Source organism: Afipia sp. GAS231 (assembly GCF_900103365.1).
In the GTDB taxonomy this organism is placed as follows: Bacteria; Pseudomonadota; Alphaproteobacteria; order Rhizobiales; family Xanthobacteraceae; genus Bradyrhizobium.
The window spans coordinates 1,499,322-1,513,852 of record NZ_LT629703.1; the positions used below are offsets into that span (position 1 = coordinate 1,499,322).

Consider the following 14,531-nt stretch of genomic DNA (forward strand, 5'->3'; position numbering starts at 1 on the left):
AGATAGCTAGAGGCCTAGGTCGCGCTTGCGACCAAAACCCCATTCAATGCCGCCGCCGTCCTTCACGACGCCGGTGACGTGCTGGCCGAGCTTTCGTTCGAGCTCGCGCGACCAGGGCACGAGCTGGAAGCCCAGCCCGTTATCGATCATGGCGAAGCGCCCCGAGGCGAGCGTCAGGCGCTGGCGATAGGTGCCCGCCACGTGTTCACCGGAGGCGGCCTTCAAGTGAGGCAGCCCGGTGTCCGCCGAGACTCTTGCCCCCACCTCGTCCAGTTCGCGTCGGCGCAACGTGTTCAGGAGATCGCGCTGCAGGATAATGCGCTGGCCCTGCCGACGTGCCAGACCTTCCTGGATCAGATGCTCGGTGCGAGCCTCCATAGCTTCGCGGACCTCGCGACCAAATCCGCTCATGGCAAGCGGCATGGGGTCCCGTTCGACCAGTCGGTGGTCGAGCCAGGTCGCCCCCTTGGCGGTGACCTGCTTCCCAATATCCAGGTCGGAACGGATCGCAAGCACCAAGGTGGGACGCGGATCGCCGGCTTGACCCCGGCGTCGTACTTCGACAATTCCACCGACCGGCGGTGCATGTTCGAAGGCCTCGATCCCTCGGAAGCGGACGTGGTGGGCGCGTCCGTCTGTTCCATCGATGACCACGTAGGCCTCGCCAGTCAGTTCGTCATGTAATCCCCGATCGACAAGCCGCCCGACGATCTGGGACGTCGGCGGTCCACCTTCGATGATATAATCGGAAATGCCGCGCGCCTCCTCGCGCTCGGTAAAGGCGCGGTGCATCGTCTTGATGATATCGCCTCGCATCCCGAGATCGCGTAGGTTACGCTCGGCTTCGAGCCCGACCATCCATTCCCCAGGAGCAGCAGATGCGGCGAGGCCCATCTTCTCCAGATGCTGGAGGCGACCAACCATCAGGCGCCGGATCTCGAGGTCGGAGCTGCCCGGATTCACAGGTCGAAGATCGATGAAGCCTGTTTCATCGGCTGCCAGCCGGATCTCCTGATCGAGCCCCGTCCATCGCTCTGCCGCGACCTCCCTTTCCAGGGAATTGCGGATTTCATGCTCCGGTTTTGGTCCCAGTTCGATGGCAACCAGATCCTCGGCGCGTGAGCGTAGGCCTCGGCTGATATAGTCGCGGGAGATGACGAGATCAGCGCCCTCTTCGTCGACGCCCCGAACGAGAAGATGGACGTGAGGGTTGTCTGTGTTCCAGTGATCGACGGCCACCCAGTCAAGCCGCGTGCCGAGGTCGATCTCCATCTGTTTGGCTAAGTCGCGGGTGAAAGCCTTCAGGTCGGTCATCTCGCCGGCGTCCTCGGGCGAGACGATGAACCGAAAATGGTGGCGGTCGTCCCTGCAGCGTTCCGCGAAAGCCGCGCCATCGGCACGGTCGCTGCTGGCATCGAACATCTCAGCCCGCTCGCCGCTCCGGGTGACGCCATCGCGCTTCAGGTATGAAAGATGGGCTGTCAGCGGCGCCGAGCGGAATGCTCGTCCTTTGTGGCGGACAACACGCGCCTTCACCACGACGCGCCGCGCGGGACTGAACAACCGGCTGCGGCTAAAGGCGAGCCTGCCTCGGCCAAAGGTCGAGCGCCCGTAGGCCGTAGAACGCCTGCCAATCGCAGCCTGGCCCGAGGTGTGTCCGGCTTTTTTCGCCGCGCGTAGCACCTGGTTGATGAAGCTTTTCGACTTCAGCGCGCGGGTACTCCGAATGCGCCCAGGTCGAATACGCAGGTCGCTGTCGCCCACGGTCATGGCCGGGCCCCGATGGGAGTAAAGGCACCTACAGTGCTGAAAATCTCATTGATCGCGCTGCTCAAAATGCACGGCGCGGCACGCGCCCCGATCGACCGGCACGGTGGAACCCAAGCGATGCCAATGGCTTGCGGTTCGACCGGCGAGCCTCTTTTATCTCGCTGATTAGCTGTCGTGTTGTAAGCGTCCGAGTCCTGCACCACTCTTCGATAGTGTGTTCTCGTTCCATTTCGAGTTCTCTGCTGCATTGGAGAATCTCCGGTGGGTCCAAAACATTTCCAGAACAAAGCCAGGCGCGAATGGTGGTCGATTCACATCGAGGCCTGGCAGCGTAGCGGCGTTTCGCGCAAGGCGTATTGCCGTCAACATCGATTGGACGAGGGGACGTTCGCGCGTTGGCTCAAGGCGCTTGCTGGCGAGGAAGCTGCATGCAAGCTCACGGAATATCAGGCGGAATTGCGCCGTGAAAAGCGCCTTGAACAGCGAGAAAAAGGGCTGCGACGACGCTTTGGCGTGAGCAAGGACGTGCGCAATCGCGCCCTGCAAGCGTTCTGGGCGATGAACTGGAGCGGAATGGGCGTACGCGAATATGCTGCGGCGCTGTCTCTGTCGCCCTATGCGCTTCGCAAATGGCGTGACCGGCTCGACGACGGCGAGGTCGAAATCGACTGGCGTGCGCATCTTCACCCCTCCGCCCGCCCCGTCGTTAGCACTAGTGCTAAGGAATCGACCTCCGAAAGCAGCTTGACAGGCGCTTTGAACGACGCTTCAGCGACGCTGGCCCGGCGCTTCTTCAGCGACGAACAGAAGCTGGCGATCGTGATGGAAACCGAGCAGCCGGGTGTGACGATCTCCGGCGTTGCCCGCAAGCATGCGATCGTCGCGGGGCTGCTGTTCCGCTGGCGAGTAGAGTTCGGCGTGGCGCAGAAGAAGCGCGCGAAGCTTGTGCCCGTCGCGCTCGCCGACGGCATGGCGGCAACGCACTTTCTGCGTGAACTTGTGCAACCGCCGGAAGGAATGATGGTCGCAAGAACCATCTGTTCGCCGGCAGCGATGGCGGCGGGCATCGCTGGGCGGTCGCCTGTTCCCTGGTCGAAACCTGCAAGCTCAACGACGTCGAACCCTACTCCTACCTGCGTGACGTGTTGCAGCGTATGGTCGACGGACATCCCGTGAACCGTCTCGACGAACTGCTGCCGTGGAACTGGAAATCCGCAGAGCCCTTGTGATTTGAACCTGCGCCGCACGGATCTGCCAGCTTGCCCGTCATGCCAACGGCCACGGGCATCAGCTGCACTAGCCAAATATAGCGCGAAATGCCATCCTAGAGGCACTAGCGGCCGTGACGGGCCATACGGGCGACAACGCCCGAACAATATCGAGGCTATCAAATGGTCACTAAACGACATCAACCAAAGTCGTTCGAACGTCGTGGGGACGCACGTATCATAGATCGCAGTGATATCTCTCACTTCTTCGGCAAATGCGAGCTGTGCGGAAAGGAGGATGAGCTTCGGCCGTACGGCCCAAACCACGAAAATATCTGTTTCAAGTGCGGCATGAAAAGTAAGGAATTGACTAAGAAGCGGTTCACCGAAATGCTGAAGGGTACTGGGCACTGAGGGCTGAATATCGGACATCGCGAAGACGGAAGCTGCAATAGCTGAGGCCTCTCCAGATGGCTCATCTTTGCGATGTGACAGGGATAAAGAGGTGACGCAGTCTTCCCGAAACGCAGCAGACGCAGGACTGCTTTCCGAAGCCATTGCCGCGCTTAGTGAGCTGGTCTCGCGCGCGCAGGAAGTCCACGATCGATCGTTCGACGATGGCCATTCCGTTGATACATGGCAGAGCGATGAACTCCGTGCCGCGATAAAGCGTGCTGAAGCGGTGATCGCGAAAGCGGAAGCTGCCATAGCTGAGCCCCGTACAAAGTAGGAGCTCCCCGAGCCGGTGCTTTGCCACCCGAGGCCGCTAGGCTCGTCAAGACCCGACGTCATGTGCAGCCTCCGGACGCATACGTCGTGCTTCTCCACCGCCCACCGCCCTCGTGTTTCCGTCCATTCTTCTCCAGCGCACGCCAATGCATGCGAGCTTGCGCATTCAGTCATCGCGGGCCTCTTGCATCAAATCTCGCGACGAACAACCCTGTTGTCTGTGGCACGAGGGCCGAAGTGTCGTGAACGGAGGCGGCCGTCGGACCCCTGTTCGGCGGGCGCCCTGGCTGCAGCCGGGCGGCCATCTTTGAGCTTTCAGACCGCACAACGAAGAACGCCGCTGCCGATGGCTCTGGACTCGCGACAGCGCTGGAAGCTGCAGTGCCGCTGCCGATGATCGGCATCAACCTCCGCAAATAGGCCTGGGTCTCCGCTGGCAATGGACGCCCGGCGAGATGCTCTTCGTAGCGAGCAGGTCCTGCGTTGTAGGCTGAAAGGAAGCCAGGCGCACCGTACCGGTCGTACAGTTTGCGAAGGTACGCAGTACCCGCAACAATGTTGTCATGGGGATCGTAGGGATCGTTACCGAGGTGGTACCGAAAACGTAGCTCTGCCCACGTCTCTGGCATAATCTGCATCAGGCCCATGGCACCTTTCGGTGACCTCGCGCGCACGTCTCCGGCGCTTTCGACATCTATGACTGCGCGCATCCAATGCACCGGGACGCCGAAGCGGTGCGAGGCCTCCTCCACGAAATCCGCAAACGGGTCGCTAGTTCGGGACTTCGCTGCAGGCTCTGCGAGGCGCATCTCCGCTACAGCAGTAGCGTTCCCCACAGTCAGCGCGACGAACAACGGTACGACAGCGCGTAGGCTCCTCTCGAACAAACGCAAGCGTGCCACCGTGCTTACGTCCGTCCAGGGTAAAGCTGCTTCGCGCCGGCCTTTCGGGCGCCCTGGACCGCCGCTGCGCGCGACAGATTTGCAGTCGTTGGCCGGGACGGAGGAATAGCGCAGCTCTTGGTCGAACAGAGGAATGGCAGATCGGAAACTTAATGCGCGCACGATCAATCCTCCCAGGTCCACACTGGAAGCGCGCGGCCAATGACGGACGATGCCGGCAGGAACCCGAAATAGCGGCCATCCAGCGAGTTGGTGGACCGCCAGTTCATGACGAAGAGTTCGCCCTCACCGACGACGCGGCAGCCCTGCCATTTCGGGAGCGGATGGCCGCGACCATCGCGATCTCGGGCCTCGCCCATTTTGATGGCGTCAATCGAAACGGTGAGCCCGCTTCTGCAGACGGTTTGCCCGGGAAACGCCAGCACACGTTTAAGCATCGGCAGCCCGGCTGGTAGATAGCCGTTCAGGTCGAGAAAGGTCGATAGTGGTTCCGGCGGCTGAACGGCAAGGAGTTCAGTGACGAACAGGTTGTCGGCCGGCTGCAAACGATAAAGCCCGATTGGTACGCTGTCGGATGCATTCCAGACATAGAGCGGTGTGATCTCCAGAACGATTGGTGCAATAAGAGCCGCTGCCCCGCCGAGCATCGCGATCAACGTCTTAGACCGTCCTGTCATCGCATGATCCTCTGCCGATGAAGCCACGCCTGGTGACGGGCTCTCGTGTAAGAGCGTGGGTTTTCGTTGACGGAAAGACGGTTGTGGACGTGATGCCAATAGTCCGGTGCGGCGTCCGCTGGATTGATGTCCAGTGCTTCGACGACGTCGATCAGCTGAAGAACCCGCTCAACCTTGGACCAACCTGAAAGCCGTAGGAGAATCTCACCGCCAGGCTGCACATACGGTACAGTCGAGCAACGCCGTCCCGGGGCGACCGCGCGTAGGACGTCGATTCGCGAGATTGCCGCTCCGAAGTCGGTCGACGTCCAGCGAACGAACGCAAAGATGCTGCCTGGCGCAAATAACATCACCCGTCGGCGACCATCCAGGACCTTCTCCTCGACAGCGCGTCCGAACCGAATGCGGTTCTCGATGCGCTTCTCGAGCCAAAGGAGTTCGACTTCCGTGAGATCGCTCATGAAACGCTCCGAACTTGTGAGACTTTCTGATTGCGTGGCTGGATCGCGATTGCGACGGCGCGGAAATTGATCAGCAAAAGGCGCTAGATCTTTGCGAGGGACAAACCATCAGATCCTGCGCGTCACACGGGGGCAGATCGCCAAGTAGCGCGCAGCTCAAGCTGGTCGCGCTCGGATGAGTGTTTGCGCCGCATCCTTGGCGACTAGCGGCGTTCCTGGCCCGCATATGGGCGCAGCACCGGATGCTTTTTGGCCGGCAGAACAGTCCCCTTCCCAGGATCAGACGTCGACGTTTTGGTGCCCAGATCGGCCCAGGCCTTCAAATCATCCAGTGCGTAGACGACGCGGCCGCCAATCTTCCGATAGGTCGGTCCGGTGCCGTAGGTGCGGTGCTTTTCTAGGGTGCGGCCGGAGAGACCGAGGAATCGCGCAGCTTCGGGCGTGCGCAGGAAGCGTGGCGGTAGGCTGGCTATTGGGTCGGGCATTTGAAAACTCTGTGATGACGATTTGTACCGGCGGTGGTGCCGGCGGGTGTGCGGTCATCGTGGAGGAGCATGCCCTCGCAGGGGGATGCCGGTGATCGGAGGCTGGATTTTCGATACCCCCAGATCGAAGGCACTACTTGTTTTTGCGCCGCGGCCGTAGAAGTCCACGATAGCCACCGCGCATCAATTCGAAGCCGCTGTGTACGAGGCGAATGGTCCGATTCCGCAGATCGTGCGTTTTCCAGGCGCGATCCGGGATCTTCCTCTTGCCGAACAGCGCCTCGGCTATTGAGCGGTAAGTGCCGCCAGAATTGCGAGCATCGAGCGCGCGAATGGCGGCGCCTAGTCGCCCGCGCCGCTGTTTGGATAGTTCATAAAAAGGGGGCCCTGGGGCGCGCCCATTCATTGCCCGCCACAACCGTCGGCCAGCGTGCGCGCGTGCATCAAAATCGCCGTCAAACGGCAACTCGGCTACATACCTTGCGCCGATAGCTGGGGGCTCTTTCAGCCAGACACGATGCTCCACAGCGCCGAGACGGAAGATGGCGTGCCATCCATCGGAGGCGCGCCGCACCTGACCGGCCGTGAGATCGAGCAGTGGCTGAGGCGCGTCGCCGGTACGGAGCGACGTGGTCGCTGCGATTGGAACGACAGTCGGCAGAACCTCGGGCGCCCAAAAGATGGTCTGCTCGCTGCAGGACCCTTGTGGGTCATGCGCGAAAGCAGATGCCCCACCTCCTCCTGAATTCCGGCGTTGCTTCACCGTCTGGACTGTTGACGATCATCGCTTCGTAGTCGCGTTGATAGTCGACATTGCGACGCAGACATTCCCAAGCGATGTCAGTGATGCCAGCATTCTGTAGGCTCTGGTAAGTCTCTGGCGACCGCCAGTCGAATTCAGGCATTGCTTCCGCCCCATTCACGCAGCTAACGAGGATTGCGGCGCAATAATTCTGAACGATTGGGTTGTAGGAAGTCCCTAGTTTGGCACCACGTGGTGCTCAGGGATAACCACCAATTCGCGGAGGAAAGATTTGTCTTCAAAGGAGAGATGATCGGAAAATTTCTTCTAATTTGATCCAGTACCGCGCAAGAGACGGCCCTGCTGGGTAACCCATTTCGCGCGCGTCAGGTGGCTCTCGTACGCATTCCGCGCACGGTCAGGTTCGCCGTCAGCATCGATATGCAAGACAATTTGTGCGACTTCCCGCCAGTCGGCCCCCTCGCTTTCCGCCTGCAGAAGGCGCGTATAGGTCACCACATGCTGCTGGTCATAATCCGTAACTGTCAGGTCGGTCGGCGCAGCATCCGCGACATCAGGATCAAGCGGTGGTTTTGACATTGGGCCTATGCTGCACTAGCGATTGAAATGCAAACTGAGGCGTATGCACTGCCACCTCGCATGGTTTGCGAGCGAAACATATGGCAAGCCGCCGCGAACCGTCGGGGAGCTCTTTCTCTACGTTTCGGCAATCGAACCTCCATCCGCGAACACAAGCCGCTGGTACGTCCGCGTATTATAACACGTAGCGCCAAAATACGCGATTGCCTTCTATCCTGCGGATGGACATCCGCAAGGCCTTTGGAGGAAACGCTCGCCGATTCCGGCTTGCCCTTGGCTTGAGCCAGGAGGCGGTTGCGGAACGCATGGGTGTCGACAGGGCTTTCATAAGCAGCATGGAAAGGGGGCTGCAAAACGCGACACTGCTCACGATCTGGCAGACTGCCCAAGCCCTAGAAGTGCGGCCTGCAGATCTGCTCCAGGAAAACGCGTCTAAGATTCGATCCTGATCTTCGCGCGGCGGGCCGGAGGCTCGGCGAGCGCCGGACGCGGGCACGGGTCGCCGTTACCAAACCGGCTTCGCTCTATCAAGCGCTTCGCCTTCCCCTTCCAGTTCAAGCCTCGCGTCCCGATACGATTTAGTTCGGGCAACGCCGTAGTCCCTTGCACGAAATCAAAGGTGATCTCGGCTTCAGACTTTCCTCGCCCAGAACGGTTTCGAGTTTTCGAGGTCTTGGATTTTGTACCATCGACTCGCGTCTGGCGTAACCCGCGGTGGAGATCCTCTCCTAATCCATCAGGTTTGTTACGGCTTCCGGTGCTTCCAGAAAGGCATACGGATTCAAGAATTGGCGACGCCAGAGGAAATTCCGATCTACCTTGCTGAGCTTTGCCTCATCGCATACCGCGGGCCAGCGCTGCTTGATCGTTTTGACCTGTCTGGTAGCGAGCAGGACCGCCTCTGCATTGTTCATCAGAAACAGCGGCGCCGCCTTCAGGCACAGAGCAATTTGGCTCGCGCGCTCCTGGCCCATGATCAGCATGGCTTGGGTGGCTTCTCCGCCTGTCCGACTTTGCGGACAGATGTCATATGCCGGGGTCAAGGACAGTTCCTTGCCGTTCCAGAAAGCGGCGTGATTGCGCGCATGGTCATCGGTATTTCCACAGAGAATGTTGAACAGCATTCGTGCAAAGAGTTCTTTGAGCGTCTCTCTTGGCGTCTGAAACCGGTGACGAATGATGGTCGCAAGTTGCTCGTAGCTGGCATAGCGGGCCATGAGTTCGTCGAGCTCGAGCAGCGTGAGGGCGGAAACCATGGCTTTCCGGCTCCAACCTCCTTCCACCTTGACGCGATCAAAGCGTTCGATAAGGAGGACGTCCTTTCCTGCTGCGCGCTCTAGGCTTACCGGGGCGACGGTCAAGCCGACATCGGCGGCCAGACGCATGGCGATGTACTCGGCCTTGACGACGCTGTAGAGGTCGTTCTGCGATGAGAACTTCGCTACAAATTTCTTGTTGCCCGACGTGATCATCGCCTTGGGGCGTGCACCACCGATCGAGGTTCCATGGAGAAGGGCCTGATCGAGTTCAACCGGGAGCGGAACTCCCTTTTCAACCAGCGCTGCGGCGTCCAGAAGCTGATGGAGGGAGGCTTCAGGTCCTTCGCGCGCCAGGTAATTCGCGGAAGACGTCTGAAAATCCAGTGCGCCGATGCGGTCTGAGCCGGATTCCAACAGATAGGTGAACTCATCGACGCTGCCCGGATCGACATTCCTGCTGCGCGCTCCGAATTTTCGATTGATGATAATGCGACGGCCCCATGCGTCGGGAGCCGCATCGCGAATACAGTTTGGCATGCTCAACCCCGCCGTGAGCGGCAAGATTCCGCTCCGCAGCGGCAATTCCGGTTCGTAGAGCGGAATGGCATCCTTGCGCGCGAGGTAACTTCGCCCGTAGTTGAATACGAGTTGCTTGCCACTTGCCGATAGCAGGCCGGCGACGACGGGCTTCGTTTGATCTGGAAGCCAGACCCAGACAAAAGCCTGGGTGTAGTTGGCATCAGAAGTCATCGTCGGCCTCGATACGCGGATTGCGAACCGATTTCGGCAGCAGTGCCATTATTTCGCGATTGGTCTCGACCGCCTTGGATAGCGCTGTCTGATCGGCATCGAATAGTCGCACGCCGACAATTGTCGAGACCTCGAACACCGCGCCGATCGTGCATCCCGGATCACCCGTCTCGATGCGCCGCAGGAGACCACGCGAGATCCCTGCCCGGTCGGTCACATCGACGGCCTTGAGCTTTCGTTCGATGCGCGCTTTGCGAATGAGCTGGCCAAGAAGGGCCGCCGCGTCAGCGGCATAGGGAGAGAGTGGGCGCTGGGTTTTGGACATTTAGGAACGGTCCATAAATAGCACATATTTGGCTCTGCGGTCCTTTTATAGCCCATTCGATTTTGACGGTCAACCTGTTTGTACTATAAATATCTCATTTAGATTGATATGGACTATTTATAGATCATTTTTGTTCAACGATGCGGTTCGACGATGATAACCGCGTCTCCGATTTGGCCTCCAATTTTTGTCCCCACCGGTGACCGGAGGGATCTTCCCGAAGCGAAGCGCAGGCAGGAGAAAGAGGCAGCCGCAGGAGCGTCAGCATAGCGCCGATGCGGGAACCGCGGCGGGACGCGGGACCGACTGCAGTCGCGAGACCGGTTAAGAAGGCACCCGCAGAGGGGCAGTGATAGCGACGCCGGAATGAAATGACGGCGGGACCCGAAGGCGAGTGCCTCCGGCGAGCGACCCATGATTGCGCGAGGGATCAAAGCCGGATGGCCGAGACGCCTTGCGGCTCGGTTTACGAGAGCCCGGTCCGCGGTCAGCGGACGCGCCCAACGCTGAAGGCGGGAACGCCATCACTTGAATGCATCATTGAGAATTTGTGCGCGGCGAATGCCGGCAGGGGACAATTGCGCATCGATTACGGGCGTAAGCTCGTTCGCACAATCCTCACGAAGACCATCGTTTGGGGCCCCGACGGGTTGAAGCCTATCGCACGCGATGCGCGGGCCCAAGCCACGGCATCCACATCAAGGCTGTGACTGCCGTGAGCGGGCTTTTGAAGCAAAAAAAGCCCCGCCCGAGGAACTCGGGCGGGGCGCGATGAGCCTCAGTCGCCATTCGGCCTGCGGCTGCGGGACCAGATGAGGCTGAGGGTCTCGGCGTCTTCGTCGTCGAAGAGGTTGGCGTAGATCGGCGCGTTGAAGCTCGGATCGTCCAGCTTGACCGAGAGATAATCGCGGCCCTCGGCGGAGCGCTTCGGCCAGGCGGCGCCGATCTCGGCACGACCGACATAGACCCGGTGGCTCGGCGCGTTGTCGTTGGTCCGGTCGGTCTCGGGGATAATGCGGACGCCCCTGGTCTGAAGGCTCAGGGTGACGATTTCGCCGTGGAATTCCTCGCCGGATTTCTTGAATGAGCCGATGTTAGCCATGTCACTTCTCCTTGCTGTTTTCGAGCTCCGCGACCACCGCGGCCTCGATGGCGATCTGAAAGCCGAAGGCGATCGACGCCGCACCCACGGGTGCCGTAGCGCAGCGGAGGATGGCGGCGGTGAGACTTTCTTGACCCGCGAGGAATGGGCGAAGCCCAGGGGAAGAAAGTCTCACCGCCGCCATTGCGGCTCAGGCGATCGAGGCGCAGCCGGCCTTCGGCCAGATCAAGCCAATGAGAGGCTAGGTGCTCGCGTGCGCTGAACAGCATTTGGGAGAGGTGCCAGCGCGCGATCGGCTCACACAAGGAACCCCGCCTTCCCGGCCAAGGAAAAGAAAACCTGGCGTACAGAAAGGCGTCCCGTTGTTAACGAGCAGACGGAAGTCAGCGCATATGCCGGCTAGCACTGGCTGTGCAGTCGGCCAAAAAGTTCATCCGGTTCAATCGAGCCGAGCGAAACGACCGCGATGCGGCGATCAGCAACGACGACTAGATTGCGTTATGGCAACCCGGTGACAACAGACGCGCATAGTCACCCGCCCGGGGGTTGCCGTCCCATTCGGTGACTGACTAGCCTGAGTGCAACGCCTGGTCTGAGAGCGATATCGGTCTGTATCGACACATTCGATCAAGCGGTGCCCGCGACAGCGATGGCGCCAAGCACGGCGAACGATTCCCGCCATCATTCCAAGGGAATATCGAGCCGTGCAAGGGCACGTCGCCGAGAATGAGCTTGGTGGTGGTTCCGTGGCTAAGGTTGCAGTGTTGCGCCTTTCCACCACTGTAGCGCGGGCTTAGAAATAGCCGATCCCGTGCGCGTTTGGAATCCCTTGCAGCCGAGCTGGCCAACCGGGGCCGCAAAAGGCGGCCCGAGCGCGCGCGGCCCCGTTCACGGTTACGGTGTAGAGCGGACAATGCCGCTCTGCAGGTTGGATGAATAGCAGCTGGAGATACGGTGGCGCTTACGCACCACCGTTGCCGAAGTTCCAGACGGGGATGCCAAGCTTCCGCGCCTTGTCAGCCAGGTTCTCCTGAATGCCGGTGCCGGGGAAGGCGATGACACCGATCGGCAGCGCGTCGAGCATCTGATCGTTGCGCTTGAACGGTGCTGCCTTGGCGTGTTTGGTCCAATCGGGCTTAAAAGAAATTTGCGGAACTTTACGGTGGTCGGCCCAGCGCGCGGCGATAAGTTCAGCCCCCTTCGGCGAACCGCCGTGCAAGAGAACCATGCCGGGATGCTTGGCATGGACCTGATCGAGCTTGTCCCAGATCAGACGATGATCGTTGCAGTCGAGGCCGCCGGTGAAGGCGATCTTCGGACCGGGAGGCAACATAACCTCGGTATTGGCCCGGCGCTTGGCGGCGAGGAAGTCGCGGCTGTCGATGACGGCGGAAGTCAGGGCACGATGATTAACCTTCGAGCCGCTGCGCGGGTGCCAGTGCGATCCGATTTGGCGGGCGAAGTGTTCGGCAGCTTGGTCGCGGAACAGTTCCATGACATCGCGGCGTTCGATCAAACTCATGCCCTCGGCGGTGAGACGCTCCAGTTCGACTGAGCGGATCTCGGAGCCATCCTGGTCGCGTTGGCTGCGCTTTTGCGCCTGCTCATTGTCGTCGAGTTCACGTTCGACCCGCTCGCCGGCGCGGTGGAAGAGATTGACCGTCGACCACAGCAGGTCCTCAAGATCAGGTTCGAGGCGAGTGTCGCTCAAGGTAGCGGTGAGTGCGTCGAAGATATCGGCGACGGCACCGGCGATGGTACGGGCTTCGGGAAGCGATCGCGGGTCGGGCTCATCCTGGAAGGGCCGATAGCCATGGAGTTGAAGCTCGGTAAGGATGTGATCGGTCGGGGATGTTGTCTGTGGCGGCTCGTAGGCCTGTTCCTTGAGGTCGATGGTCATGATGGCGTCCTTTTGTCGGATCGGCCGCGCCCATCGCGGCCTTCATGGCGACGAAAGGCGGCAGGCGGACCGGACCTGCACCGCCGAGCGGAGCGACAGCGGCCGCAGCGAAGCGGAGGATGGCAGGAGCCGGCTATTTTGTTTCGCGATGTAAAGCGGCCCTTGCGGACGCGACGGAAAATAGTCGGCGGACGCCATTGCGTGGCCGGACCGCTTGCCGCAGGGTCGCCCTCTCAAGAAGGCCGTGGGCGCGGTCCTCTCCGCCAATATGGAAGCTCCGTGGTCGATGGCACATGGTCAGGGCGGAGTCCCCCAACCTCGTTCCGTGATCATCTCATCTAAGCCCCAGTGCTCAAGAACCGGCCAACGTCCTCCGGGGTGAGCTGGATGCGCAACGCCGCGCGCAGCGCGGAGATGTCAGAGTTCCGCAGATCCTCGTTGAAATCTCCATCCTGTGGCGACAGCACCATCGCCTCGATCCCGGCCGACTGAGCCCGGTCGAACAGTCCTGCCACCGCGCCATCGCCCGCCCGATCGTCATCACGGACGATATAGATTCGGCGCAACGTTGCTGGAAACAGGAATGCTGCGAGATGCGCGGCCGAGAGCGCTGCGACCATCGCCATGCTGGGTACAGCGCAGCGGAGCGACAGCATGGTCTCGATGCCCTCGCCCGCCGCCATCACGTCGCCAGATAGACCGAAACGAACCGCATGTCCGAGAAGATGGCCCATCGCCCGGCGTGGAGTTCCGACTGGTGCCTTGTCACACCCAGACGGATCGAGCCATGTGCGGTGTACGCCGGTGATGTGTCCCTGGAGGTCGGTAACAGCCGCGATCATCGCAGGCCAAATTTCGGCTGTGGTGCCTGCCTCGGGACGGTAGTAGCAACGCGGATGGAACCGCAGGCTGTCGATGCCATGCAAGTTGATTATGCCGCGTTGACGTAGATAGGTCTCCACTATGGTGCCGGAAATCGGGCTCGACATGGCGAAGAGCCGCCGCGCAGATTCCAGTGAGCCGGTCGGTACTGTTGACAGATGCCGCCGACAGTCCGGCCCGGGTTCGGATCGCGGCAGACCCAGGAAGCGGCGTGCCTCGTCGGCGACGTCGCGGAAGTCGAGAAGACCGCAGGTTTCGCGAATGATGTCGAGGAGATCGCCGTGCTCGCCCGTTGCGGCGTCAGTCCATTTGCCGGCTGGTCGTTTCGGCAACTCCCTCAACCGAACGAACATGGAGCGGCCCGGCGTGTTTCTGACATCGCCGACTAACCAGTAGCTCCCCTGGCGCCTTCCGTTCGAAAGATAGTGGCGACACACCGCCTCGGCATCGCGCGCAAGACGGTGCACCAGTTCGGAAGCGTCGCGCGGCATCACCCGACTTCCCGCTCGCTGATGCACGCGATACTGGTACGCTGTGGTACCTCGGCGGAGACGCCAATACCGGCCGCGTCAATGGGTAAGAACATGCCCGTGACGCTCTTGGGCAATCGTTCGATCAAGACCCTGGCGTTTACGCTCCGGATAGCCGACTGGCTTGGCACCAGCTTGTTGAAAGGATCCTCGCCAGAGGGCGACAACGCGATTCTCCTGATACCGTTCGTCATCTCCAAATCTCCCAT

General features: G+C 60.7%; 17 protein-coding genes and 2 pseudogenes. 4 read left to right on the forward strand and 15 right to left on the reverse strand.

Annotated features, from left to right (window positions below):
- Positions 1 to 6 precede the first annotated feature (6 nt).
- Positions 7 to 1,770, reverse strand: coding sequence for a DUF3363 domain-containing protein (locus BLS26_RS07190; RefSeq protein WP_092509688.1), 1,764 nt, complete (start codon positions 1,768 to 1,770; stop codon positions 7 to 9).
- Between the two features lie 822 nt (positions 1,771 to 2,592).
- Between BLS26_RS07190 and BLS26_RS36635 the strand changes: the two are divergent.
- The 3 genes and pseudogenes from BLS26_RS36635 to BLS26_RS07205 all read left to right on the forward strand — a co-directional run.
- A pseudogene (locus BLS26_RS36635) lies at positions 2,593 to 2,670 on the forward strand (IS66 family insertion sequence element accessory protein TnpB); the annotation flags it as partial.
- A 125-nt stretch (positions 2,671 to 2,795) separates the two neighbouring features.
- Positions 2,796 to 2,999 (forward strand): annotated as a pseudogene (locus BLS26_RS07200) (transposase domain-containing protein); the annotation flags it as partial.
- Positions 3,000 to 3,483: 484 nt separating this feature from the next.
- Positions 3,484 to 3,708 (forward strand): hypothetical protein, encoded by a 225-nt coding sequence (locus BLS26_RS07205; protein WP_092509690.1) that lies wholly within the window; start codon positions 3,484 to 3,486, stop codon positions 3,706 to 3,708.
- A 169-nt stretch (positions 3,709 to 3,877) separates the two neighbouring features.
- On the opposite strand, the gene BLS26_RS07210 is transcribed toward BLS26_RS07205, so the two are convergent.
- From BLS26_RS07210 to BLS26_RS07240, 7 genes are all read right to left on the reverse strand, one after another.
- Positions 3,878 to 4,516: a lytic transglycosylase domain-containing protein gene (locus BLS26_RS07210; RefSeq protein ID WP_172804778.1), complete on the reverse strand. Its 639-nt coding sequence runs from the start codon at positions 4,514 to 4,516 to the stop codon at positions 3,878 to 3,880.
- A gap of 257 nt (positions 4,517 to 4,773) precedes the next feature.
- Complete coding sequence (locus BLS26_RS07215; protein WP_092509692.1) at positions 4,774 to 5,286, reverse strand: S26 family signal peptidase; 513 nt, start codon at positions 5,284 to 5,286, stop codon at positions 4,774 to 4,776.
- Positions 5,283 to 5,747, reverse strand: a complete 465-nt coding sequence (locus BLS26_RS07220) for a DUF2840 domain-containing protein (protein ID WP_092509694.1) — start codon at positions 5,745 to 5,747, stop codon at positions 5,283 to 5,285. The genes BLS26_RS07215 and BLS26_RS07220 overlap by 4 nt, the downstream gene beginning before the upstream one ends.
- A 203-nt stretch (positions 5,748 to 5,950) precedes the next feature.
- Positions 5,951 to 6,232, reverse strand: a complete 282-nt coding sequence (locus tag BLS26_RS07225) for an AlpA family transcriptional regulator (RefSeq protein ID WP_092509696.1) — start codon at positions 6,230 to 6,232, stop codon at positions 5,951 to 5,953.
- A gap of 133 nt (positions 6,233 to 6,365) precedes the next feature.
- A complete protein-coding gene (locus BLS26_RS36640; protein ID WP_244541969.1) occupies positions 6,366 to 6,638 on the reverse strand; it encodes a DUF2285 domain-containing protein in 273 nt (90 codons plus the stop codon).
- A 304-nt stretch (positions 6,639 to 6,942) separates the two neighbouring features.
- Positions 6,943 to 7,137 (reverse strand): transcriptional regulator domain-containing protein, encoded by a 195-nt coding sequence (locus BLS26_RS07235; RefSeq protein ID WP_092509698.1) that lies wholly within the window; start codon positions 7,135 to 7,137, stop codon positions 6,943 to 6,945.
- Between the two features lie 164 nt (positions 7,138 to 7,301).
- Positions 7,302 to 7,574, reverse strand: coding sequence for a DUF2285 domain-containing protein (locus tag BLS26_RS07240; RefSeq protein WP_092509700.1), 273 nt, complete (start codon positions 7,572 to 7,574; stop codon positions 7,302 to 7,304).
- Positions 7,575 to 7,795: 221 nt separating this feature from the next.
- On the opposite strand from BLS26_RS07240, the gene BLS26_RS07245 reads away from it, so the two are divergent.
- Complete coding sequence (locus BLS26_RS07245) at positions 7,796 to 8,023, forward strand: helix-turn-helix domain-containing protein (protein ID WP_092509702.1); 228 nt, start codon at positions 7,796 to 7,798, stop codon at positions 8,021 to 8,023.
- A gap of 279 nt (positions 8,024 to 8,302) precedes the next feature.
- On the opposite strand, the gene BLS26_RS07250 is transcribed toward BLS26_RS07245, so the two are convergent.
- The 7 genes from BLS26_RS07250 to BLS26_RS07280 all read right to left on the reverse strand — a co-directional run bounded on the left by BLS26_RS07250 (position 8,303) and on the right by BLS26_RS07280 (position 14,516).
- Complete coding sequence (locus BLS26_RS07250) at positions 8,303 to 9,583, reverse strand: type II toxin-antitoxin system HipA family toxin (RefSeq protein ID WP_092509704.1); 1,281 nt, start codon at positions 9,581 to 9,583, stop codon at positions 8,303 to 8,305.
- Positions 9,573 to 9,908, reverse strand: coding sequence for a helix-turn-helix transcriptional regulator (locus tag BLS26_RS07255; protein WP_092509706.1), 336 nt, complete (start codon positions 9,906 to 9,908; stop codon positions 9,573 to 9,575). Before BLS26_RS07255 ends, BLS26_RS07250 begins: the two co-directional genes overlap by 11 nt.
- Positions 9,909 to 10,686: 778 nt before the next feature.
- Positions 10,687 to 11,010, reverse strand: coding sequence for a DUF736 domain-containing protein (locus tag BLS26_RS07260; RefSeq protein ID WP_092509708.1), 324 nt, complete (start codon positions 11,008 to 11,010; stop codon positions 10,687 to 10,689).
- A 1-nt stretch (position 11,011) separates the two neighbouring features.
- A complete protein-coding gene (locus BLS26_RS07265) occupies positions 11,012 to 11,194 on the reverse strand; it encodes a hypothetical protein (RefSeq protein ID WP_197681320.1) in 183 nt (60 codons plus the stop codon).
- A 777-nt stretch (positions 11,195 to 11,971) separates the two neighbouring features.
- Positions 11,972 to 12,910: a DUF2493 domain-containing protein gene (locus BLS26_RS07270; RefSeq protein ID WP_092509710.1), complete on the reverse strand. Its 939-nt coding sequence runs from the start codon at positions 12,908 to 12,910 to the stop codon at positions 11,972 to 11,974.
- Between the two features lie 338 nt (positions 12,911 to 13,248).
- A complete protein-coding gene (locus tag BLS26_RS07275; protein ID WP_092509712.1) occupies positions 13,249 to 14,283 on the reverse strand; it encodes a toprim domain-containing protein in 1,035 nt (344 codons plus the stop codon).
- Positions 14,283 to 14,516, reverse strand: a complete 234-nt coding sequence (locus BLS26_RS07280; RefSeq protein ID WP_092509714.1) for a hypothetical protein — start codon at positions 14,514 to 14,516, stop codon at positions 14,283 to 14,285. The genes BLS26_RS07275 and BLS26_RS07280 overlap by 1 nt, the downstream gene beginning before the upstream one ends.
- Positions 14,517 to 14,531: the final 15 nt, after the last annotated feature.